Here is a 22353-nt window from a genome sequence, read left to right as displayed (position 1 = left end):
AATTGTAAATTTGTGGCATCAATTAAACAATATGACTAATTGTGGCTCTATTGCGTAAATTCCACAATTGCTATATATGCGTACTGCTTAAGGCAACTCGACAGAAGTGGGTTTAGCAATATGAGGCAAACCCCAACCTAACTTTTCTCGTAAAATGCGGAAAAATTCTGGTGGTTGTAAGCGAATAAACCGGGCACAGTAGTGAGACTTTTCCACCAAAACGCGATCGGTTGGTAAAACATAACATCCGGCATTTCCATCTACCACCATTACCAGACGATCTAAATTTACTGGAAAAATCGTCACAGGTTCAGTATTAGCAAACACCAAAGCACGAGAAGCCATCGAATGCGGGCAAATAGGCACTAACTGTAATACTTCCACATCCGGTGTAATCACTGGCCCACCAGCACTTAAAGCATAAGCCGTAGAACCAGTAGGAGTAGAAATAATTACCCCATCTGCGGCAACATCAACCAAGGCGTGTTTGCCCACTTTAATTTCAAAGTGGCACATACTGGTGAGAGGTTCCCGATGAATCACCATTTCATTTAAACAAAGAGCTTCCCATAACAGTGCATTGTCCCGAAACACCCGCACTGCAATCATGGTTCTCTCTTCCACTTCATATTCTCCTGCCATTACCTTTTCGATCGCCAAAGGTAATTGATTCAGGTATGTCTCGGTTAAAAATCCCATGTGACCAGTATTGACAGTCAACAAAGGAATACCAAGAGATGCCACTTGACGAGCCGCTGATAGGACTGTACCATCTCCTCCCAAGACGATGCCAAAAGACATTTCTTTGTCGAATCCTGGAGGATTTAATAGGTCGATCGGTGTATGACAAACAGGGCTTTCAGGAGTAGCATAGCCAAGAATACCACCTGCACCAGTAGTCATCACCACATCCCAGCCAGCAGATTTTAGCTGGTCTTTTAATTCGCCAGCAACACGACAAGCTATAGGTTTAACGTCGTTATAAATAATCCCAGCTTTGGGCACGCGAAAAAGTCCGTTTTTGGTCAATATGATAAACGATTTTAGTTAGAGACTAAAATCTGAAAGAAGTTTTTTTCTTCTTATTTTTCGTTTGATTAGCTTGATAATCTAACTCTTTGAGTTTCTTTAATATGCGACTAAAGTAATCTTGTAAGTAAGCTTCCAAGGTAGTCGTTTCTTCAGGATTCAAGCCAAAAACAGGATAAACTGCTTCCATTGAAGCATTTAATGGTTTATCTGTGGCTAAAACTTCAGCAAAAGCTAATCTATCAGCTAAATTCCAACTCCATTGGAAAAACCGAGCGACATGACCTGCTGTACGCAGTAAATTCATTGGTAGTCGGGTCACTTTAGCTTCTTGTCCAGATAAGCGTTCGCACAAGCGAATAATTTCTTCTGCTGTCCAAGCTCTCGTTCCCACAATGGGAAAACTTTTCTTTTCTGTTTCGGGAACAGACAGGGCGCGAACGGCAAATTTGGCTACATCTTGGGTATCCATGTAAGCGACGGGGGCGCTTTGCTGAGTTACCCAAACTGCCTGTTTGTCTAAGATGGGAACGGCATACTGACCAATTAAACCTTGCATGAAACCACAAGGGCGGAGAATGGTGTAATTTAAACCTGATTCGGCTAAAAATTGTTCGGTGCAGCGTTTAATTTCCATCAGTGGCACTTGAGGATATTTTTCTGCATCTAAGATGGAAAAGAAGATAAAACGTTCTACACCCGCAGCTTTAGCAGCTTGAATTAAGCTTACTTTACCTTGCCAGTCTACCTGTTTAATGCTTAAAGAGTCTGTAGGGCGAGCAGTAGCAGCATCAATGATTGCTGTTACACCTTCTAAGGCTGGAGGCAAGCTTGCCCGATCGCACAAGTCACCAGGAACTAACTGTGCGCCCCATTCTTTTAAAAAAGCGGCTCTTTTAGAACTTCTTACTAAACACCGAACTTGGTGTCCTTCATCTAGGGCGCGACGGGCTATCTGCCTTCCCAAGGTGCCAGTGGCACCGACAATTAATAAACTCATTCAGAATTTTAGTAAAGAATTTTAAACTTTCTATAAGATGTTATCAGAATTTGCTCGGTAATGCTTCCCTTTTTGGGGAGCAGGGTGGGTAGGGAAGGGGACAAGGGGACAAGGGGACAAGGGGAATTTTTACCTTCTGCGCCTGTGCGCCTGTGCCCCTCTGTCTTAATCTGCTATTCTTCTTTGCCTTGGATTTTGAGTAATGCAAAGCCCATTGATAAGCCTACTAGGACTAGGACAATAGCCAAGAATGCTGTATTGAAGATTTCACTGCTCATTAGTTAAACGCTCCTTTGCCTTTGTGATGATTTCAAACCCGCAAAGTTAGTATAAAACAGCTGGGGTATCTCTCCCTAGAAGAGTTGGGGTGGAGGGAAAAATGAAAATGGAAAAAAGTTTCTTTACAGAAAGTGGCTCGATACTGAGAAATGACGATTTGCGTCCTTGTTTGGCGGTGACGTTGGGCGATCCTGCGGGTATTGGGCCAGAGGTGATTCTTAAGGCTCTAGCCGATCGCACTGTGACGGAGAGTTGTCGGGTGACGGTGGTGGGTAGCCGATCGCTCTTGCAAAAAACCTATTCTCAGCTACGGCAATTCTTACCTGCTGAATCTCTAGCCGATCCTGATTCTCTGTCAATTTTGGATGTGGATGTCGAGTGCGTGGAGGATAAAATTACTGTTGGTTTTGCTAATGCGGCTAGTGGGGCAGTTAGTTTTGCCTTTCTGGAAACGGCGATCGACAAAACTTTAGCAAATCAGTTCCAAGGTATTGTCACTGGGCCGATCGCTAAATCTGCTTGGCAAGCAGCAGGACATGATTACCCCGGTCAAACTGAGTTGTTGGCTCAACGGGCTGGTGTGGGACGGTTTGGAATGTTGTTTGTGGCGCGATCGCCTCACACTGGCTGGACTCTCCGCACTTTACTTGCTACCACACATATTCCTTTATGTCAAGTTTCGGAATTGCTGACACCAGAGTTGATGAGTTGGAAATTAGATTTGTTGGTAGAGTGTTTGCAGGAGGATTTTGGCATTGCTCAACCAAGAATTGCAGTTGCAGGTTTAAATCCTCACAGTGGGGAGCAGGGAAAGTTAGGTATTGAGGAGAAGTATTGGTTAAATCCTTGGTTGGAGTGGGAGAGAAAAAGGCGATCGGATATAGTTTTAGATGGCCCGATTCCTCCCGATACCATGTGGGTAAAGCCTGGTCAAGCTTGGTTTGGTAATCAAAATAGTACTTCTTTTTCTGCTCATGATGGATATCTGGCGCTTTACCACGATCAAGGTTTAATTCCAGTTAAATTAATGGCGTTCGATCGAGCAATTAATACTACTATTGGTTTACCTTTTGTTCGCACTTCTCCCGATCATGGAACAGCTTTTGATATTGCAGGAAAAGGAATCGCTAATCCTACAAGTATGAAAGCAGCTTTACAGTTAGCAGTAGAGTTAGTGAAGCAGCGAAATTAAGGAGAAAAACTGCTTATTTTGTGCCGTAAAGTCGATCGCCTGCGTCACCTAAACCGGGAATAATATAACCATGTTCGTCTAAATATTGGTCTATTGCTGCTGTGTAAATTGGTACGTCTGGATGTTGTTCGTGAAAGTGGGCAATTCCTTCGGGTGCAGCTAATAAACACAAAAATTTTATTGATAAAGGATTCAGTTCTTTTAAGCGATCGACTGCTGCAACAGCGGAATTTCCAGTTGCCAACATTGGGTCTACTATTAATACATCTCGCTGTTCAATATCATGGGGCATTTTAAAGTAATATTCCACTGCCATTAATGTGGTTGGATCTCTATATAGTCCAATATGTCCGACTCTAGCTGAAGGCATTAATTCCAAAATACCATCTAAAATTCCCTGTCCTGCCCTCATAATTGAGACAATTACCATCTTTTTTTCTGGGGCTAACATGGGTGCAGAGGTAGGGGAAAGTGGCGTTTTAATTTCTACATATTTTATAGGTAAATCTCTAGTTACTTCATAAGCTAATAACATTCCCACTTCTTTTAAAAGATTGCGAAATTTAGCGGTACTGGTGTCTACTTGCCGCATTAGTGTTAATTTATGCTGAATTAATGGATGGTCAATTATCGTAACTTCTCTCATTATTCACCTTTTAAAATACGGTTCCGTCGCTGTCAATTTTAATTGGAGGAATCCCACCTGTTCTTAATTCTAAGGCAATTTTTCTCCCCGCATTCCAAGTTCCGCCTTGCAAAACTTTGACTAGTGGTAATTCGGTTGCACTCAAATTTAATTTTTCTCTAATTGTGTGGGCAATACGATCGAGCAGACTAACGGTTAATGCTCTCCATTCTACAATTAATTCCGACCCTACAGGATGAGTTTTCGCTAAATCTTCTGAATTCTTCAATTGTAATAATCCCATATCCAAACATAACCCACCGTTGCGATATTCAGGTAAACCTGTTAATTGGTTTAATTCAGTAATTTCTACCCCTAATTCTTGCAAGGGTTCTAATAAGGAATAGGTTAACCATTGGGAGAGTTTATGAAAGGGGATAAAGCGATCGCTTTCTTGCGTTCCTTCTAATACTGAATGAATCCAGACATCACCTAAATTAACCCCATCAATTGTTAATCTTCCAGGCCAAATTTCTCCCAATCCTGTTAAAACTGCATTTAATACTTGACTCGCCCTTAATTGCTGATTTCCTTGTTTTAATAAGTAGTCTACCATATTTCCGGGTCGGGGATTTTCCCAACCAAAAATTTCAGACTTTTGGATTAAAACTGTTCCCAAAGTTTGCAATAATTTCAATCTTCCTGATTCCCCAACTAAAAGATTATTTTCGTTAATTTGAAATCCTTGTTTTAATGCGGTTAATTCTAAACTTTGTAATCCTTTAGCATCTGCTTGCAGAAAGTTCAATTTACTTGAAAAAGCACCTGTAACAAACATCCGAAAACTAGCTACAGCTAATCCTTCCGATCGGCAAAATACTTGCCCTGTTTCCTGTTCAAAATACTGCCAACTTGCGCCAGCACCAGCATCTAATAAAACGCTAATAATTGCCAAATCAAATTTAACTTTCGCTTTTTCCAAAGGTGAAAAATTTGCCAAAGCTGCATCTAATTCAGCGATGCGAGAAACATTACCTACCTCAAAATGTCGCCAGCGACTATGGAAGGGAATTTCTAAATTAGGATAATCATCACGCATTACTTGAATAACATAATCAGCGCATTTTTCCAGCTTGCTTAAATCAACGCGAAAGTAAGGCAATTTATCATCTAATGCTAAATTAAAAATGCGATCGCACCTTTCTCGAATTGCCTCTGGACTTCGTAAATAATCAATCAATTTCTTCATCTGCGGCTAAATATTAAAGTATGTATGTTGTTGCGCTTCAGCGCTCTTAATGATAGCGCTAAAGCGCAACAACGTACCTATTCTGACAAACTTCTGCCTTTAATTTGAGAAAGTGCGATCGCATCAGGAACTTCTTTAGGAGAATAGTATCCAGCTGCTTGTTTTGCTGCAATTTCTACCTGTGCATCTTCAGGAATTCGATCGTCAGGAATAGGGATTCTTTCGATTACTTGAATGCCCGAATCAACAATAGCATTGTACTTCATATCGCTCATGGAAACTAAGCGATCGATCCGCGTAATTCCCAACCAATGCAACACATCTGGCATTAATTCTTGGAAGCGCATATCTTGGACACCAGCAACACATTCAGTGCGAGTAAAATAGGCATCTGCGCGATCGCCACCTTCCTGACGTTTTCTGGCATTATAAACTAAAAATTTAGTAACTTCTCCTAATGCCCTGCCTTCTTTTCTTAAATAAACAATTACTCCTACACCGCCAGCTTGTGCTGTTTGAATACACACCTCAATTCCATGTACTAAATAAGGGCGACAAGTACAAATATCTGACCCAAAAACATCCGATCCATTGCATTCATCATGCACTCGAACTGCTAATAATTTATCAGGGTCAGTAATTGCTGCAATATCGCCAATTATGTAAACAGTATGACCGCCAATTGGAGGTAAGAAAACCTGCAAATCTGGGCGGGTTACTAATTCGGGAAACATCCCTCCAGTTTGTTGAAAAAGTACTTGACGCAGGTAGCTTTCTTGCACTTTTAATCTTTTGGCAATTCCCGGTAAATACCAAACTGGATCGACAGCTATTTTCGTAACTACTAAATTGCCATTATCCTTTAAAATTTTGCCATCAACTTGCAAAATTCCTCGCTCTACCACATCTTGCAATTCAGGCATATTAATATGGGCTTTAGTAATTGCAATAGTCGGGCGAATGTCGTATTCTTTTTCATAGTACTCTTGAAAAATTTCTCCCACTACTGCACCAAAAGGATCGAGAGAAACTATTTTATCTGGATCGGACCAACTAGGATAAGGGCCAATATGAACTACCGGAGAAGTATTTGTTAAATCTGGACGGTGATTTGCTTGCAGCGAGCCAGATGCGATCGCCAAAGCTCGATAAACTGAATAAGAGCCAGAATGAGTACCAATTACATTTTTTTGGGCAGGATTTGCTAAAGTTCCAATAATTGGCCCGCGTTTCATCCCATCAATTTCTCCCCAATTAATTGACACTGGTTTTTGACTTGTTCTACCAGGATGAGATGTCAGAACGATATGTTTGTATTTAGATGTTGTTGTGGGTTTTTCCATAAAGTTGACTTTGTATGATAAGCTATTATCATAGCAAATACAATTAAAAATTCTTGTGTTCTACACAGCATGATTTATAAAGTTAAAAATTAATTTCAGTAACCAGTGAAATAACAAAATATAACTGTAATTTAATTTAGAGGCTCGTATCTCCTGATACAAAAAGCTCAACAGATGTTAATTTAGAATATAAACTTTATAAATAAAGTCAGACTGTATAGAATTTCCCAAAATTAGGGAATACTATCCTAGAGAACAAAACTTAGTCACCTATTTAAGCAAACATTCATGAAATTTAATCCCCCTTTAATTGGCGTTACAACATCTATTCAAAGTAAAACCAATAGCTATTGTCTGCGGCACGAATATATTACAGCAGTTCGTTTGGCAGGTGGTTTGCCGATGCTGATCCCACCGGGCGAACCTAACTTAAATAGTATTTTAGAATGGGTAGATGGGATTATTTTTTCTGGGGGTGGCGATCTCGATCCAGCAACATATAATGGTGGAGAGCATCCAGAGATTTATAATGTGAATAGGGAACGCGATCGCTTTGAATTATCCCTAGCTAAATATGCCTTAGAAACAGATATTCCTATTTTAGGAATTTGTCGCGGATTAGAAGTATTAGTAGTTGCCAGTGGCGGCAAATTAATTCCACATTTACCTGATGTATTTGGGGAAAAAGTAATTCACCGTCAAACCCAAAGTTGCCCTGTTGAACATAGCATAAACATTATTCCGGGAACTCATCTAGCTAAAATTATCGGTGCTGGAGAAACAACAGTTTTTTCCTGGCATCATCAAGCAGCTAGGAATATACCCAAGGGTTGGCGTTTAGCAGCCACCGCAGCCGATGGAGTTATTGAAGCATTAGAACATGAGGAGCATCCTTGGGCTTTTGCTATTCAATGGCATCCCGAAATGTCATTAAATGATAAACGTCAACAGCGAATTTTTCGCGCTTTTATTAACACTGCACAGCAACGTCAAGTCATGGTTTCGCAACAGGCAAGTTAATTAAATAAGTAACAGGTAGCAAACAAAACGCTTACTTACTTGTTACTGTAGACTTATTTTTGCTAGGCTGTTCTGGAAATCAAAAAATATTGTAGAGTAGAGTTGTTTAATAAAATATCTTTAATTTTGTTCGATCGGGGTTATCTACGGCACAATTAGGTAATTTTCCCTTAAAATACCTGATAAATCATTCTTTTAACAGATGAGCTTAATCGAGTGTAGGTATTATTATTCTATGGAGTTCCTATATTCACACGCACATCGTAGACGATAGCTTAATCAGTCCGATCGATCTAAAAAATTTTTCATCAATAAATATGAATCACAATAAAAGCCGATCGCTACGATTCCCTAAATCTAGAATAGCGCTATACTTAGCCAAAGTTACTTTAGTTGCTGCCGCCTACTATTTGGGAGGAAAAATAGCTGTTTCCCTTCCAGGTGTCGAACTTTTAGGTTCTTCTGTATGGCCTCCCGCAGGAATTGCCCAAGCTGCACTATTACTATTAGGAATAAGTTATTGGCCTGGAGTAGCTTTAGGGGCATTTTTCTTTGACATTTTAGGGATAAAACCTTCACTAATCCTAGCCCTGCAAGCAGCTTTTGGTACAACCTTACAAGCGGTATTTGCTGTTGCCTTGCTGCGTCGTTTAGATTTTCATAACTCCCTTAATCGCCTCAAAGATGTAATTAATTTTATCATAATCAGTGCATTTATTTCAACTCAAATAAACTCCTTTTTGGGGCCATTAAGAATGTATTTAGGTGGGCTAATTCAGTGGAGTAAATATTGGGAAGTACGGTGGCAATGGTTTCTGGGAGATGCAATGGGAATTTTGGTATTTACCCCTTTATTATTAATTCTATTTACCCTGAAGCCAAAAATTAAGTACTATAGAAAAAGCCTGATAAAATCACCAGAAAAATGGCTAATGTCCAGTGTATTGCTGATTGTGTTAGTGGTAGTAAGCTGGATTGTTTTTACAGCTAAAACTGAAGCAGCAATTTCCCGTTATCCTCTAGAATATTTACCTTTTCCGCTGATTATTTGGGCAGCTATTCAATGGGGTCAATCTGGTGCCGTTTTTGCTTCGTTCTTGGTTTCTTGCATTGCTATTTGGGGAGCGATCGATGGTGGAGGCCCTTTTATTGCTAAAGGTGCAAATATTAATCAGGCCATATTATTTTTACAAGCTTTTTTGGGGGTAATTACTGTAACTTCCCTGTTATTAGCAGCTACGGTATCCGAACGCATTGCGACGGAAAATTTACTGAGACAAAATGAGATTAAATATCGAGAATTAGTTGAGAGTGGAAACAGTATTATTGTCAAACTAGATACTAACGGAAGAATCACTTTTTTCAATGAATTTGCTCAAAAATTCTTTGGTTTTTCGGAAGCAGAAATTTTAGGAAAAAGTCCTGTAGGCACTATTATTGCCCAGAATGAAACAACCGAAAAAAATATAGTTGAATTATTAAATAATATTAGACAACATCCAGAATTATATCAGCGAAATGAGTATGAAAATATTCGCCGCAATGGTGAAAAGGTTTGGGTTTCATGGTCGAATCAAATGTTGGTAGATAGCGAAGGTAACTTTATTGGAATTGTTGCTATTGGTACGGATATTAGCGATCGTCGAAAAGCTGAATTAGCAATACAAAAGCTGAATGAAGAGTTAGAAATGAGAGTAGCAGAAAGAACGGCAACTCTAGCAGCAACAGAAGCTGAACTTAGAGGATTATTTGCGGCAATGACTGATGTAATATTAATAGTCGATCGCCAAGGATATATGCTCAAAGTTGTTTCTACAAATCCCTCACTTTTGATTAAACCTTTATCCGAACAAGTAGGAAAAACTCTACATGAACTTCTTCCGAAAGCACAAGCTGATATCTGTTTTACTCACGTACAAACTGCTTTAGCTACACAAACAACTGTTAATTTTGAATATGATTTGTCGATCAATAATCAACAGGTTTGGTTTTCTGCTAATATTTCCCCATTATCACCAGAAAAAGTAATCTGGGTGGCTAGGGATATGAGCGATCGCAAAATTTTAGAAGATAAATTACGCGATTCTTATGCTCAATTAAATACCCTTTTAGAGTCAATGACTGATGCGATCTTAGTAATTGACTCTCAAGCTAATAATATTGAAGTTGCACCGACAAATCCTCAACGTTTATATGCACCAGATATTGATATTATTAGTTCGACAATAGAACAATTTTATGGGGAAAGCGCAGAAACTTTCTTAAGCAAAATTCACCAAGCACTAGCCGCAAAACAAACCATTAATTTTGAATATAATCTTTCCATTAATGAAACTGAATTTTGGTTTTTTGCCAATATTGCACCGATATCTGAAGATTCAGTTATTTGGGTAGCGAGGGATATTAGCGATCGCAAAAAAGCTGAAGCAGAATTACGTTTAGAAAAAGAGCGATCGGAACAATTATTACTGAACATTTTACCAGAACCCATAGCTAGTAGACTAAAACAAAATAGCAGCGTTATTGCCGAAAGTTTTAATGAAGTAACCATTATGTTTGCCGATTTGGTTGGGTTTACATCACTTTCTACCAAACTACAACCTATTGAATTAGTTAACTTATTAAATCAAATCTTTTCTACTTTTGACCAACTAGTAGAAGAATTAGGTTTAGAAAAAATTAAAACAATTGGTGATGCTTATATGGTAGCAGGCGGATTACCGATTCCGCGAGTCGATCATGCAGAAGCGATCGCAGATTTAGCCCTAAATCTGCTAAATATAATGCAGCAATTTCAGTTAAATCTTGAAGAAGAATTACAAATTCGCATTGGGATTAACACGGGAATAGTAGTAGCTGGAGTCATTGGCAAGAAAAAATTTATTTATGATTTATGGGGTGATGCAGTTAATGTTGCTAGTCGCATGGAATCTCATGGAATCCCTGGTTATATACAGGTTACAGAAGCTACCTATCAACGTCTGAAACATAAATATTTGTTTGAAAAACGAGAGGAAATTAATGTTAAAGGCAAAGGCAAAATGAAAACTTATTTCCTGATTGCTAAAAAGGCTATTTGACTGAAATCTTACACCTTGACGCAGCGCCTCTGTTTTTCGTTACCAGTATTTTTATCAGTGGTTATGTTGTTCTAATAACCGTTGTGCCCTTGGTTTATAAAGCAGATAAAACAAAGATTCTAAGTAGCGTAACAAGTCTTCCCGATTTTCCTTAGAAGTAAAGTTCCAAAAACCATAAATTCGGGCCAAAGATAACAGTTTATTGGTGTGAATTTTCCAAGTGTAAGTGCTATAAACTCGTTCAATTCCTCGTTGAGAAATTTCTCGCCAATAGTCGGAGTTACGATCGCACTTAGAGACAAATTCTGCAATTTTATCTGCGGTTTCTTCTAAGTTAGTTGGGTTAATATAAAACCCGTTTACTTTGTCTTGAATAATCTCTAATGGGCCACCAAATTGAGTCGCAAAAGTTGGTAATCCCGAAATCATTGCTTCTAAAATAGTTAAACCGAAAGCTTCAAACAAAGCAGGTTGGACAAAAATGCCTTGGCGATCGGCAATGATGCGATAAATTTCTCCCGAATCATTCTTAGGTAAACGCACGCCTAACCAGCGAATTTTGCCATACAAATTGTATTGTTCAATCATCCGGTATAGCTTTTCAATTTCGCCTCTTTCTTCATTGTCGTCTGATTCTTCAACCCGCAATTTACCTGCAATTAAAATTAGGTTACAGTGTTCTTGTAAAGCCTGACTTTTGCCAAAGCATTCTGCCAAACCAGTCATATTTTTAATTCGGTCAAGACGCGCCATTGAAAACAACGGACGCTTGCTAGGATCGTCCAATTTGCCGAAAATATGTTCTGGGTCTTCTTGGGTGAATAACATTTGTTCTAGACGATCGCGATCGCTAGGGATTCTATCTTCTCGAAGATTATAAGGAAAATAAACATTTTCGTTCACCCCAGGCGGTACAACATTAAATTTCGGACTAAACAATTCAATGCCATTTACTACATGATAAAGTTCCGGCATCGTGAAACATTTGTAAGACTCATATTGTCCCACACTATCCGGCGTACCGACAATCTCTTGATAAGTACTGCTGATAATAAAATTTGCGGCATTCATCGCAATTAAATCGGCAGTGAATTGCAACGAGAAATGATATTTATCTTCTGATTCTTGCCAGTACAAATTACTGAACAAATACTTCGATTTTTCCAAAGCATGAGCAATATTACATTGAGTAACTTTCAACCTTCTAGACAACAAAAATGCTACCAAATTTCCATCCGAATAGTTACCGACAATAAAATCCGGTCTTCCTTGAAATTCTGCCAAAACTTCTCTTTCCGCATCAATAGCATAAGTTTCTAAATAAGGCCAAATTTCAAATCTGGAAATCCAATTATGCGTAATATTCGGGTTATATTCCCGGAAAGGTACGCGCAAAATCCAAGCATTTTCTGTTCCGTGAACTTTCTCTAGACGTTTATTAGAACGGGTTCCATCATTGTTAGGAATTAAGCGAGTGAGAATGATTACTTTTGATTCTACACCCAACAGATCTAACCCGGTTAAACAGATATGTTCGTTGAGTTCTTGTTCTAAACTTTTTGCTTGATCGAGTACATAAACTACTTGTCCGCCTGTGTCTGGACGACCTAAAACTCCTTCTTGTCCAAACCATCCATGAGGTGAAACTAAAACCACCCGAAAAATCATCGGAATGCGAGAAATAAATGCTTCCAAAGTTTGTGGATCTGGAGAATCAATTAATTCATCAAGTAAGTATAAAGTTTCTTTTACTCGATTAGCTGTATTTCCCCAACCCGGTTCAAATCCTATTGCTTGTAATTCATAACGAAATTTTTCGTAGGGTTCGTTAGCTGGACGATTACTAACAAATTTTAATCCTTGCTTGACGCGATCGGAAAGTTCTTGCTGGGATTTGATGCGATCGTTAATTAGCAACTGCAAATTATTATAGGAATGTAAACTGAGAAATTTGTATAAAGCCTCCAACCATTTTTGGGAATCCTGCAATAATTTACTAGAAAGAAAACGGTTAAGAAATTGTACTCCCTTACCAATATTTTTGGGGTCACGCACAGTGGGTGAATAATCGTAAAAAGGGCCAAAATCAATTTCAAAAATGTCTCCTTCATCTGGATGAAAACGGTTAACCAATAAATCTCTTATATCTAGCAATTCCTGTACAGTCAGAGGCTCAATTTTGAAGTCTTCTGTGAGTCGATAAACTTCTTGGGAGGCAATTCTAGGGCGAATTATCAAACAAAGACTGCCATCCTCAATAATAATTTCCTGAGTGTAATCTATCAATTTACCTAAATTGGAATTATCCTTAAATTCTTGATTTTTTTCATATTTGATGCAATAATTAGCAAAAGCATTCAAAATGTCATTGCGAAGTAAATATCTTTTTTCTTGTTGACGCAAATCGCTGAGAAAATGGCGCAGATCGGTTTTCTCATCACTATTAATTACCGCATTAAGCAAATTAGACATATTACCTTCCCATAGCTTACTTCTTTTATTAAGCAACATACTTTTACAGTAAATACCTGTATCCGAAGTATGATTAATGCCGAAACAAAGGATAGATTTTATCCTTTGTATAATAGGAAGTTTGAAAAGATTATGGCGGTTAAAACCGCAGCTATACAAACAAAGTCCGCCTGTGCGGACTTCTAACCTGCGAAGGCAGGTTTTGTTTATATAGCCGCGACTTTAGTCGCAGGGACAACGATAATTACGAGTTTTCAACCTTACTCTAAATGTAGGTTACAAATCATAAATTTCGCCGTATTTATTACGAATGTAACTAATAAAAGGCTCAATGCTCAAGCTGCTACCAGTTACTCGTTGAATTAATTCAGCAGTGGTGTACTTGGAACCATGATAATAGATATTTTCTTGCAACCAATTGAGAAGATTGCTAAAATTACCTTGCTGAATTTGAGTCGAAATTTCTGGATGAGCTTTGAGTGCTGCGGCGAAAAATTGAGCGCTCATAATGTTACCCAAAGTGTAGCATTGAAACATTCCGCCGATCGCACCTGTGTACCAATGTACGTCTTGCATTACGCCTTGGCTATTATTTGGAGGAACAACTTCTAAATCAGATTTGTAGCGATCGTTCCAAGCTTCCGGCAAATCTTTAACCGCCAATTTCCCTTCTAACATGGCTAATTCTAAATCAAACCGAATCATCACATGAAGATTGTAAGTAACTTCGTCGGAGTCGGTGCGAATCAGCGATCGCTCAACTTTATTAATAGCTCGATAAAATGATTCTAGCGAAACATTATCTAATTGAGTCGGGAAAAACTCTTGTAATTGCGGATAGAAAAACTCCCAAAATCCGCGACTTCTTCCTACTAAATTTTCCCACAAACGAGATTGACTTTCATGCACTCCTGAAGATGTGCCATCAGCTAAAGGTAAACCTTCAAATTCTCGATTAATCCCCTGTTCGTACATTGCATGACCTGTTTCATGAATCGCACTAAATAATGCTTGACCAAGGTGATTTTCATAAACGCGAGTGGTAATTCTCACATCACCAATAGAAAAGCTTGTCATGAAGGGATGTAAGGTTTTATCTTGTCTTCCTCGCTGAAGGTCATAACCTATTTTTTCAATTACTTTGTGACTAAAAGCAATTTGTGCTAATTCTGGGAAATGTTGCTTTAAGCAAGAATCATCAGCGGGAGTTTGGGAAGTAATAGCTTCCACAATGGGAACGAGTTCTTGGCGGAGTTGGGCAAAAAGCGATCGCAAACTAGCCGCTTTCATCCCATAATCAACCCCATCAATTAACGGGTCGGCAATATGTTCATAACCGGGAAAAAAGTTAGCATATTCCTGACAAAATTCTAAGGTTTTTTCTACGTATGGTTGCACGGCTGCAAAATTATTTTCCGGTTTAGCTTTCGCCCATGCGCCATAAGATTGTGCTTTATGTAAAGAGAATTTTGCCATAAATTGGGCAGGTACTTGGATTGCGCGATCGTACAATCGCCGAGTCAATCTAATTAAACTAGCTTCATCCGAATCATAAGGCAGACTTTCTTCATAACTACGTAAATTTTCTAACAGTTCGCCAATAGCTGAATCAGTAAACTTTTCATGGGCAATTTGTCTGAGAGTCGCCATTTGCCTACCTCTAGCAGCTGCACCTCCCGGAGGCATATAAGTTGCCTGATCCCAATAAAGCACAGCAGCGGCTGATTCAATATCTTTAATTTCAATCAGGCGAGTTTTCAATTCTTGCAGTTTAGGTTCTGTCTTTTCCAGAGTTTGCATGATTGGGTGTTGATGATTTTATCTACTTTGCATTTTAGAAGTTACTTGCCGCAAACTGTAACTATCTATTTCCTCTCACTAACCTATTAATTAGAGCCAGTATAGCTGCAAAAATTGCCGAACCAATAACTGACCAAATAATCGGAAAAGGTTTACCCCCAATATTCAAAGCAAAGAAAACAGGTAGATTAAATTCATTTGCTACCCACATCCCAATATAAGCACCGATAATACCAACAATCATGGAAGCTAAGCAGCCACCTGCTGAGTAACCGACTAAAGACTGCCCCAGGCTACCACAAATCGCCGCAATTACTAACAAGACAATTAGTTGTAAAAGTGACATATATACTCCTAACTTTCTTAGCGAAAAACAACTATCTTCAATTATTCAGGACATCCCCTAAACTTTACAACTTTTTTAATTTAAAATTACATATTCTTTATAATTAAGGTTAAGGGTTTACTTAGTAAAAATTAAAATCTTAATAATTGCTATTTACGTACTCTTTTTGTTAAGTCAGACTGATGATGCTTGGTCGATTATTACTGCGAACTCTGATGACTGTAAGAGAAAACCGATATTGGTAGCGCTAGTAAATAATTTATTGGCGAACAAGTTAAATAGATGTTATTGTTATTCAATAAATACAATAATTACCTAATTCCGATTAAACAAGTCAAGCCAAATCAGCAAAACTTTTCTCAAAAGTTGTATAATTAAGACCTATATAAGCGCCGCGTATATCAGGGAATCTCTAAAAATTATTATTAGTCAAACTTATTAAGTTTGAAAGTTTTATCAAGGAAAAGGCATCAAAAACCAAAGTCAATATTTGGAATTAGCGGGAATCAATAAGAATCAGCAAATGAAAAATAATAATGAAGAAATAATCTATAAACATCTAATTAACTGCGTTCAGAGTGAATCGCCAGCACAAATTATCGAACGCTTTCACCAGCTATTTATTGATGGTATTGGTTATCCAGAAGCGGATATTGAAGCAGCTTTATATAAGATAATTGCTAATCTGGAAAATCAGCAAGATTTCAACTACATTATTAGTCGTTGCTGCTATATTCTAATTAACCGTTGGCAAATGCAGCCAAAAAGTAAAAATGCGATCGTCGAATTAATCGAACTATTTGAAAATTCATCCTCTAGATTTACGGGAATTGCTAGTCGTTCTCATCTAGTGCAGCGGTTGCAAGAATTAACTACTAATTTTACTCAAAGTGAAGAGTATAAACTTTTGCGCCGTTTAGTTCCCGCCTTCGTACCCAAAATTGTTACAGTTAATCAAGAGGCGAAATATCCATTAGGACAATTAATTTCTCGCTACCCATTTTTATACGATCATTGTTTGCTTGGCGACGAAACTCCTGCACTGCAAAAACAAACCGTTCGGGAAATGCAGCAACAGAGACAAAAACAATTTGAAATTAGTTTATCTCAATATACACTGTATCTTTTAAAGCATCTGAAAACCGCGAAGAAAATAGATTCAGAAATCGGGGATAAAATCATTAAACCAGTTAAAAATCCCACCTTGTTAACTGACGAAAAACTTTACCTAGCATTGCAAGAATTTGTGGGGAAAGTCAAAGATTCTCACACTTATCAAGACTTGGCCCAAAATTTTCTTTCCCAAATCGGTAAAAACCAAAATTATCGAGGATTTAAATCTTACCTTTACGAATACTTAATTGATTCCGTCGATCCGAAATATGGGAAACATCAGTTTAATAATCGACTCTACCAGCACTTGAAAAACTTATCTTCCGAAAAAGACTCCCAGAGGTTAAATGATGTTTTAATTATGCAGACTTGCAGCGAATTATTTAACTTTTTGGTAGAAAGTCCCAACCATCCCAACTATTATTTATTCCTCGATTTAGTTGCCAATGTCGGTCCTCGTCGCACGATCGGCATATTACTAAAAATCGCCCTACTTTCTCAAAAAGTTAAACCACTTTTAGAAAGAAGGTTCTCGATTTTATTCACCTACTATGAATCGCAAACTGTAGAGGATTTGCGCTGGTTAGTGCAGTCTTTGGAAAATTTAAATGTAGCTTTAGTCACCAACTTTGGGGGAGTAGATTTGTCTTTTATTAAGCATAATATGAAATAAGGAGCATAGCGACTGTGTTTAAACCCAGATTTTGCGGGACAGAAGCGATCGCTCTCTATCGCCTGAATAATTGCATCCCTTTCTTCTAATGTAAAAGTACACCCACAATCGCCTAATATCACCCCATCTTTACCCAATATTTAGAACAAAGGTAATATAAATAGGGAACGACAAATAGCTTAAAACCCTTGTATTGCTTACTTTCCAACGCTTTTAGCTGGTAAGCGGGTGATGGGACTCGAACCCACGACATTCAGCTTGGGAAGCTGACGTTCTACCACTGAACTACACCCGCAGAGTGATTTTTATAGAATAGCATTTTTTGGCGATCGAGAGGACTTACGCCCATCTTCCCACAAATAAGTAAAAAAGCTAACTTTAGATTATAGCTAGTTGGGTTATTATATTAGTTAAACCATAAATTTCCCTGTCTTACGGGCTGAATTTTAAAGGAAATTATTTAGTAGCTCAGCCGGAATTAACAACTAATACCTGTAAATCACTACTAATAACAAGTGAGAAACTAGAATGTTCAACGCTACACAAATTCTCATAGACACCTTCGTAGAAAAGCTACGAGAAGGTTATCATCGCACCTACGGAGGATTAAAGACTGACTACGAAGATATTATCGGCTGGGCTGGCAACATGGCACTAGAGAATATAGCCAATAGCGATGCCCTTTATCATAACGTAGAACATACAGTCTTGGTTACATTAGTAGGTCAAGAAATTTTACGGGGTAAACATATCCGGGAAGGTGGAGTTTCCTGTGAAGATTGGTTGCATTACATCATTTCTTTGCTATGTCATGATATTGGTTACGTTAAAGGAGTTTGCCGTCAAGACAGAGAGGATGAAGGACTTTACGCCACTGGTAAAGAAGGTGGAATGGTAAAATTACCTCCTGGTGCTTCTGATGCCAGCCTCACACCTTATCATGTCGATCGCGGAAAATTATTCATAACCGAACGCTTTGGCGGACATAAATTGATAGACGCAGAAATAATTAAGCGCAGCATTGAATTGACTCGTTTTCCCGTACCATCAGCAGAAGATCATCAGAATACAGTCAATTATGCAGGTTTAGTGAGAGCAGCAGATTTAATTGGTCAACTTAGCGACCCTCGATATCTGAAAAAAATCACTTCTCTCTATTATGAATTTGAAGAAACAGGAGTGAATAAAGCCCTCAATTATCGTCATCCGGGAGACTTGCGGCGCAACTATTCTAAATTTTACTGGAATGGCGTTTTTCCATTCATCAAAGAAGCTCTCCGTTATCTACAATTGACACAGCAAGGTAAGCAAATAATTGCTAATTTATATTCCAATGTGTTTGTAGTCGAACATGAAAAAGCTGAAGAAGATAGAAGGCAATTAGTAGAACAACTTAATTAAATTATGACTTGGTGGCAAAAATTACAAAGTAACTTTCTGGCAAGATGTGGCGCACTGTTGTTGTTATTATTTTATGTGTCAGTAATTGCGGCTGATTTTGTTGCGCCTTACGATCCTTATGCTTCTCAGCCTAATGGATCGCTATTACCACCGACACAAATTTACTTGCGTACTCCCCAAGGAGAGTTTATCGGGCCGCACGTTTACCCGACAACACAAGGGCCAGTGGAATTAGCGACAGGCGATCGCAAACTCACAGTAGACTGGAAACAACCCTCGCCATTACGTCTATTTGTTCGCGGTTCAACCTATAAATTATTCCGCATATCTGTGCCTTTACCGCCACCAAGAGATGAAATCGTAATTTTTCCCGGAATTCCTTTAAATTGGCACTTATTCGGGACAACTGGAGCAGGCAAATTTAACCTTTTAGGCACAGATGAACAAGGACGCGATCAATTTAGTCGCTTAGTTTATGGGGGAAGAATTAGCCTTAGCATTGGTTTAATTGGCATAGCCATTTCCTTTCCCTTGGGAATGCTAGTTGGCGGTATTGCTGGTTACTTTGGCGGTTGGGTAGATAGCATTTTGATGCGTATAGTAGAAGTTTTAATGACTATTCCCAGCATTTATTTGTTAGTCGCCCTCGCCGCAGTATTACCACCAGGATTAACTAGTTCGCAACGATTTTTACTGATAGTTGTGATTACCTCATTTGTGAGTTGGTCTGGTTTAGCTAGAGTAATTCGCGGACAAGTTTTATCGCTTAAAGAACGGGAATTTGTCCAAGCTGCTAAAACAATGGGCGGTAATCCTCTTTACATTATTATTCGTCATGTATTGCCGCAAACTGCAACTTACGTGATAATTTCTGCTACTTTAGCAGTTCCCGGTTTTATCGTCGCTGAATCTATCTTAAGTTTAATTGGTTTAGGAATTCAGCAACCCGATCCTTCTTGGGGAAATATGTTGACCTTGGCAACAAATGCTTCTATTCTAGTGTTGCAACCTTGGTTAATTTGGCCTCCAGCTTTACTAATTGTGTTAACTGTTTTGGCTTTTAACTTGTTAGGAGATGGGTTGCGCGATGCTTTAGATCCTCGAACTCAGCAACGATGACTTTCTGGGGTGGGGACTGAGATGCCTGATAAGTAGAAGATTTCTCAATCGATCGGGTTTACTTCTCATTGTAGGAACGAAAGTCAAAATAGTCATCAATCGAAAATCGAAAAATCTAAAATCGAATGACTAAACAGCCAGATTCTTTTACCAACCAATCTGTTTCTAATTCGCCAGTAGATAGCCAAAATGGTAGTAGTAATAGCCATGTTACTTCGGTTAATAGGGGGCATACAGAAGCAGATTCATTGTTGTATAGACCTTACGGAGAGTTAGCACGTATTGCAGCAGCAAAAAAATCAACTTGGACTCCTCCACCTACATCAATCTTAGTAGTAATTGTGATGGCGATCGCGCTGATGATCGCCGGAATAATTATTAACAACTTCTGGTTAGGAATCTCCGGGTCATTAGTCGCATTGCTATTATCAATTCGGCTGTTATGGTCGCCTTTAAGCAATTGGTTGAATCAATTCTTACCCCTGAAAGAACGAGTAGTATTGTTTTTGACAATCTGTTGCATCTTAGCGATCGCTGGACTACTTTATTACCTGGGAGTTTATCGCTACATTGCCGCTTGGTTTAGGACAATTAACTGGGACGCTTCCGGTGCCTTAGCAGAATGGTGCGGTGCATTAGGACAAATTTCGATCGCCGTTCTCGCCGTCTACGTCGCATGGCAACAATACGTCATCTCTCGTGACTTAACCCTCGAACAAAACCGCCTCACCAACCAACAAAACTTAATCACCCAACAACAAACCATAGACGCTTACTTTCAAGGAGTTTCCGATTTAGCATTAGGAGAAGAAGGTTTATTAGAAGATTGGCCCCAAGAAAGAATCTTCGCCGAAGGTCGCACAGCTGCTCTACTCAGTAGTATAGATGCCGCAGGTAAAGCCAAAGTTCTCCGGTTTTTGTCCAGGTCAAGATTACTTACCCCACTGCGCCGAGATCAACATTTAGGTCGTCCAATTTTAGATGGAATGGGTGGTTATGAAGAAGACCGCGAAAATGGACTGCGAGTAATCGACTTGGGAGTAATGTTAGCTGGAGCAGACCTTTTTGGTACAGACTTGCGTTGGACAGACTTAAGCGACGCTAACTTAGTTAGAGCTAATCTTAGCGGTTGCGATTTAGTTCATGCAAATTTTGCTCGGACGATTTTATTTGAAGCTAATCTTTCCGGTGCAGATTTAAAAGGAACTAAGTTTTTTTATGGGAAGTTAGAAACAGCTTCTCCGCGCAGTCGCACCTTTATTCCTAACTTTGAAACTGGCGAATATACTGGGGCAGTAGTAGAAAATGCCGACTTTTCCAACGTGCATAGATTGTCAGAAGAACAGCGTTACTATTGCTGTGCTTGGGGAGGAGAAAAAATTAGATCTACTATTCCCGGTGGATGTGAAAATATTCCCAATTTATTAGGACGTTAGAGCATGTGGAAAATTTTGTGCAGTCTGTGAGGTAGAACCTCACCATACTCGTTCCCTGGTTCAACCAGGGAACGAAAGAAAGAGGCTGGAGGTGCCAGATCTGAGTTAAAACTGCAATTAGATGTTTATATAATTGCTCAAAAAACCCAATAACTAGCAACTTGAATTGATAATTTGTCAGTAACTAACTGTTAAACTTAAGAAGTTATGTTAAGGCGCATTAGGGTGCTAAATACCTAATTATGAAACTTAGCCCTGAAGATAAAGTATTAATTCAAGGTATTAACGAACCACTCGCAGCCGTCCATGCTGTGAGGATGAAAGCTTATGGTACTAATGTAGTGGCTGGAGTGAGCCCCGGAGATGGGGGACAAGCATTAGATGGGATTCCGATTTTTGATTTGGTAGAACAAGCTGTTTCGGAAGTGGGTGCGATCGATACTACGATTATCTTTGTTCCGCCTTATTTAGCTTTAGATGCTGCCCTCGAAGCGATCGCTGCCAACATTCATCAAATTATCATTATTAGTCAGGGAGTTCCGCCCCTCGATATGATTTCTCTGCTACGAAAAGCGGAAGCAACAAATACTTTAGTAGTTGGGTCAAATTCTCTGGGCATCCTAATACCAGACAAAATCTTATTAGGAACTTATCCCATAGAATTTTACACTCATGGTTCTGTGGGAATTATTAGCCGCAGTGGTAGCTTAACTTCAGAAGTGGCATTAGAATTGACGAAAGCAGAATTAGGTCAATCAATTTGTGTCAGTATTGGTAGTGATAGTATCGTCGGTTCTTCTTTATTGGAATGGTTAAAGATATTGAATGAAGATAAAAGTACAAAAGCGATCGCCTTAATTAGTCAAATAGATGACGGCATCCAAGAAACATCTGTCCAATACATCAAAGAAAAAGTTGATAAACCCGTAGTTGCTTACATCGCCGGACGTTTAGGCCCACCCCGCAAACGCCAACTTCACGCCAGCGACTTAATAATTTCCCTACCAATTTTAGGCACTAATCCAGAAAGCGTAGAAAACATTATTACTAGTTTTAGACAAGCTAAAATTCCCATTGCCGATCGCCCCTCCCAAGTCCCCGAACTAATCAAAAAAACCCTCAAAATAAAGACCTAAAAAGTAGGGTGCGTTAGTGACAACGTAACGCACCATTCCC

Annotated in this window: 17 protein-coding genes and 1 tRNA gene; 8 read left to right on the top strand and 10 right to left on the bottom strand. The window is 38.9% G+C overall.

The genetic code is table 11. The features are described from left to right. Positions 1-87: 87 nt before the first annotated feature. From ACE1CA_RS08935 to petM, 3 genes are all read right to left on the bottom strand, one after another. Positions 88-1005 (bottom strand): NAD(+) kinase, encoded by a 918-nt coding sequence (locus ACE1CA_RS08935; RefSeq protein ID WP_413277548.1) that lies wholly within the window; start codon positions 1003-1005, stop codon positions 88-90. Positions 1006-1054: 49 nt separating this feature from the next. Next, on the bottom strand, positions 1055-2029 hold the full coding sequence (locus ACE1CA_RS08930) for an SDR family oxidoreductase (RefSeq protein ID WP_413277547.1): 975 nt from the start codon (positions 2027-2029) through the stop codon (positions 1055-1057). 173 nt (positions 2030-2202) lie between these two features. Further along, complete coding sequence (petM, locus tag ACE1CA_RS08925; RefSeq protein WP_413277546.1) at positions 2203-2307, bottom strand: cytochrome b6-f complex subunit PetM; 105 nt, start codon at positions 2305-2307, stop codon at positions 2203-2205. A gap of 107 nt (positions 2308-2414) precedes the next feature. Here petM and pdxA point away from each other — a divergent pair, with 107 nt between their 5' ends. Next, positions 2415-3500 carry a 4-hydroxythreonine-4-phosphate dehydrogenase PdxA gene (pdxA, locus tag ACE1CA_RS08920; protein ID WP_413277545.1) on the top strand — a complete coding sequence of 362 codons (1086 nt, stop codon included), beginning with the start codon at positions 2415-2417 and terminating at the stop codon, positions 3498-3500. 13 nt (positions 3501-3513) lie between these two features. Here pdxA and upp read toward each other — a convergent pair whose 3' ends face one another. The 3 genes from upp to ACE1CA_RS08905 all read right to left on the bottom strand — a co-directional run bounded on the left by upp (position 3514) and on the right by ACE1CA_RS08905 (position 6717). Continuing rightward, positions 3514-4146 (bottom strand): uracil phosphoribosyltransferase, encoded by a 633-nt coding sequence (gene upp / locus ACE1CA_RS08915; protein WP_413277544.1) that lies wholly within the window; start codon positions 4144-4146, stop codon positions 3514-3516. A gap of 10 nt (positions 4147-4156) precedes the next feature. Next, on the bottom strand, positions 4157-5374 hold the full coding sequence (locus tag ACE1CA_RS08910) for a URC4/urg3 family protein (RefSeq protein ID WP_413277543.1): 1218 nt from the start codon (positions 5372-5374) through the stop codon (positions 4157-4159). Between the two features lie 77 nt (positions 5375-5451). Continuing rightward, positions 5452-6717, bottom strand: a complete 1266-nt coding sequence (locus tag ACE1CA_RS08905; RefSeq protein WP_413277542.1) for a GTP cyclohydrolase II — start codon at positions 6715-6717, stop codon at positions 5452-5454. 288 nt (positions 6718-7005) lie between these two features. Here ACE1CA_RS08905 and ACE1CA_RS08900 point away from each other — a divergent pair, with 288 nt between their 5' ends. Together ACE1CA_RS08900 and ACE1CA_RS08895 are read left to right on the top strand one after the other, a co-directional pair. Next, positions 7006-7737 (top strand): gamma-glutamyl-gamma-aminobutyrate hydrolase family protein, encoded by a 732-nt coding sequence (locus tag ACE1CA_RS08900; protein WP_413277541.1) that lies wholly within the window; start codon positions 7006-7008, stop codon positions 7735-7737. A 317-nt stretch (positions 7738-8054) separates the two neighbouring features. Then, complete coding sequence (locus ACE1CA_RS08895) at positions 8055-10817, top strand: adenylate/guanylate cyclase domain-containing protein (protein WP_413277540.1); 2763 nt, start codon at positions 8055-8057, stop codon at positions 10815-10817. Between the two features lie 54 nt (positions 10818-10871). Here the strand turns inward: ACE1CA_RS08895 and ACE1CA_RS08890 are convergent, their stop codons facing one another. The 3 genes from ACE1CA_RS08890 to ACE1CA_RS08880 all read right to left on the bottom strand — a co-directional run bounded on the left by ACE1CA_RS08890 (position 10872) and on the right by ACE1CA_RS08880 (position 15435). Next, the gene (locus ACE1CA_RS08890; RefSeq protein WP_413277539.1) at positions 10872-13289 is read right to left on the bottom strand and encodes a sucrose synthase; all 2418 of its coding nucleotides are present in this window, start codon (positions 13287-13289) and stop codon (positions 10872-10874) included. A 276-nt stretch (positions 13290-13565) separates the two neighbouring features. Then, complete coding sequence (locus tag ACE1CA_RS08885) at positions 13566-15089, bottom strand: carboxypeptidase M32 (RefSeq protein ID WP_413277538.1); 1524 nt, start codon at positions 15087-15089, stop codon at positions 13566-13568. A 61-nt stretch (positions 15090-15150) separates the two neighbouring features. Beyond that, the gene (locus tag ACE1CA_RS08880; protein WP_413277537.1) at positions 15151-15435 is read right to left on the bottom strand and encodes a GlsB/YeaQ/YmgE family stress response membrane protein; all 285 of its coding nucleotides are present in this window, start codon (positions 15433-15435) and stop codon (positions 15151-15153) included. 523 nt (positions 15436-15958) lie between these two features. On the opposite strand from ACE1CA_RS08880, the gene ACE1CA_RS08875 reads away from it, so the two are divergent. Then, the gene (locus ACE1CA_RS08875; protein ID WP_413277536.1) at positions 15959-17221 is read left to right on the top strand and encodes a hypothetical protein; all 1263 of its coding nucleotides are present in this window, start codon (positions 15959-15961) and stop codon (positions 17219-17221) included. A 223-nt stretch (positions 17222-17444) separates the two neighbouring features. On the opposite strand, the gene ACE1CA_RS08870 is transcribed toward ACE1CA_RS08875, so the two are convergent. Next, a tRNA-Gly gene (locus tag ACE1CA_RS08870) sits at positions 17445-17516 on the bottom strand. Between the two features lie 233 nt (positions 17517-17749). Between ACE1CA_RS08870 and ACE1CA_RS08865 the strand changes: the two genes are divergently transcribed. The 4 genes from ACE1CA_RS08865 (at position 17750) to ACE1CA_RS08850 (ending at position 22313) form a co-directional block, all read left to right on the top strand. Further along, positions 17750-18622, top strand: a complete 873-nt coding sequence (locus tag ACE1CA_RS08865; protein WP_413279197.1) for an Npun_R2479 family HD domain-containing metalloprotein — start codon at positions 17750-17752, stop codon at positions 18620-18622. Positions 18623-18625: 3 nt separating this feature from the next. Then, positions 18626-19741, top strand: a complete 1116-nt coding sequence (locus tag ACE1CA_RS08860; RefSeq protein WP_413279196.1) for an ABC transporter permease — start codon at positions 18626-18628, stop codon at positions 19739-19741. A 125-nt stretch (positions 19742-19866) separates the two neighbouring features. After that, positions 19867-21177 (top strand): pentapeptide repeat-containing protein, encoded by a 1311-nt coding sequence (locus ACE1CA_RS08855; RefSeq protein WP_413279195.1) that lies wholly within the window; start codon positions 19867-19869, stop codon positions 21175-21177. A 242-nt stretch (positions 21178-21419) separates the two neighbouring features. Beyond that, the gene (locus ACE1CA_RS08850; protein ID WP_413279194.1) at positions 21420-22313 is read left to right on the top strand and encodes a succinate--CoA ligase subunit alpha; all 894 of its coding nucleotides are present in this window, start codon (positions 21420-21422) and stop codon (positions 22311-22313) included. Positions 22314-22353 lie beyond the last annotated feature (40 nt).

This window comes from Floridaenema evergladense BLCC-F167 (genome assembly GCF_041929205.2).
In the GTDB taxonomy this organism is placed as follows: domain Bacteria; phylum Cyanobacteriota; class Cyanobacteriia; order Cyanobacteriales; family Aerosakkonemataceae; genus Floridanema; species Floridanema evergladense.
The sequence above is the reverse complement of the archived record's forward strand: the minus strand, read 5'-3'. Positions and strand labels throughout refer to the sequence as shown.

What these genes read in the sequence shown, in the direction of transcription:
- ACE1CA_RS08930 (WP_413277547.1), bottom strand. Translation starts at nt 2,029, where the DNA reads ATGAGTTTATTAATTGTCGGTGCCACTGGCACCTTGGGAAGGCAGATA.
- petM (WP_413277546.1), bottom strand. Translation starts at nt 2,307, where the DNA reads ATGAGCAGTGAAATCTTCAATACAGCATTCTTGGCTATTGTCCTAGTC.
- pdxA (WP_413277545.1), top strand. Translation starts at nt 2,415, where the DNA reads ATGGAAAAAAGTTTCTTTACAGAAAGTGGCTCGATACTGAGAAATGAC.
- upp (WP_413277544.1), bottom strand. Translation starts at nt 4,146, where the DNA reads ATGAGAGAAGTTACGATAATTGACCATCCATTAATTCAGCATAAATTA.
- ACE1CA_RS08910 (WP_413277543.1), bottom strand. Translation starts at nt 5,374, where the DNA reads ATGAAGAAATTGATTGATTATTTACGAAGTCCAGAGGCAATTCGAGAA.
- ACE1CA_RS08905 (WP_413277542.1), bottom strand. Translation starts at nt 6,717, where the DNA reads ATGGAAAAACCCACAACAACATCTAAATACAAACATATCGTTCTGACA.
- ACE1CA_RS08900 (WP_413277541.1), top strand. Translation starts at nt 7,006, where the DNA reads ATGAAATTTAATCCCCCTTTAATTGGCGTTACAACATCTATTCAAAGT.
- ACE1CA_RS08895 (WP_413277540.1), top strand. Translation starts at nt 8,055, where the DNA reads ATGAATCACAATAAAAGCCGATCGCTACGATTCCCTAAATCTAGAATA.
- ACE1CA_RS08890 (WP_413277539.1), bottom strand. Translation starts at nt 13,289, where the DNA reads ATGTCTAATTTGCTTAATGCGGTAATTAATAGTGATGAGAAAACCGAT.
- ACE1CA_RS08885 (WP_413277538.1), bottom strand. Translation starts at nt 15,089, where the DNA reads ATGCAAACTCTGGAAAAGACAGAACCTAAACTGCAAGAATTGAAAACT.
- ACE1CA_RS08880 (WP_413277537.1), bottom strand. Translation starts at nt 15,435, where the DNA reads ATGTCACTTTTACAACTAATTGTCTTGTTAGTAATTGCGGCGATTTGT.
- ACE1CA_RS08875 (WP_413277536.1), top strand. Translation starts at nt 15,959, where the DNA reads ATGAAAAATAATAATGAAGAAATAATCTATAAACATCTAATTAACTGC.
- ACE1CA_RS08865 (WP_413279197.1), top strand. Translation starts at nt 17,750, where the DNA reads ATGTTCAACGCTACACAAATTCTCATAGACACCTTCGTAGAAAAGCTA.
- ACE1CA_RS08860 (WP_413279196.1), top strand. Translation starts at nt 18,626, where the DNA reads ATGACTTGGTGGCAAAAATTACAAAGTAACTTTCTGGCAAGATGTGGC.
- ACE1CA_RS08855 (WP_413279195.1), top strand. Translation starts at nt 19,867, where the DNA reads ATGACTAAACAGCCAGATTCTTTTACCAACCAATCTGTTTCTAATTCG.
- ACE1CA_RS08850 (WP_413279194.1), top strand. Translation starts at nt 21,420, where the DNA reads ATGAAACTTAGCCCTGAAGATAAAGTATTAATTCAAGGTATTAACGAA.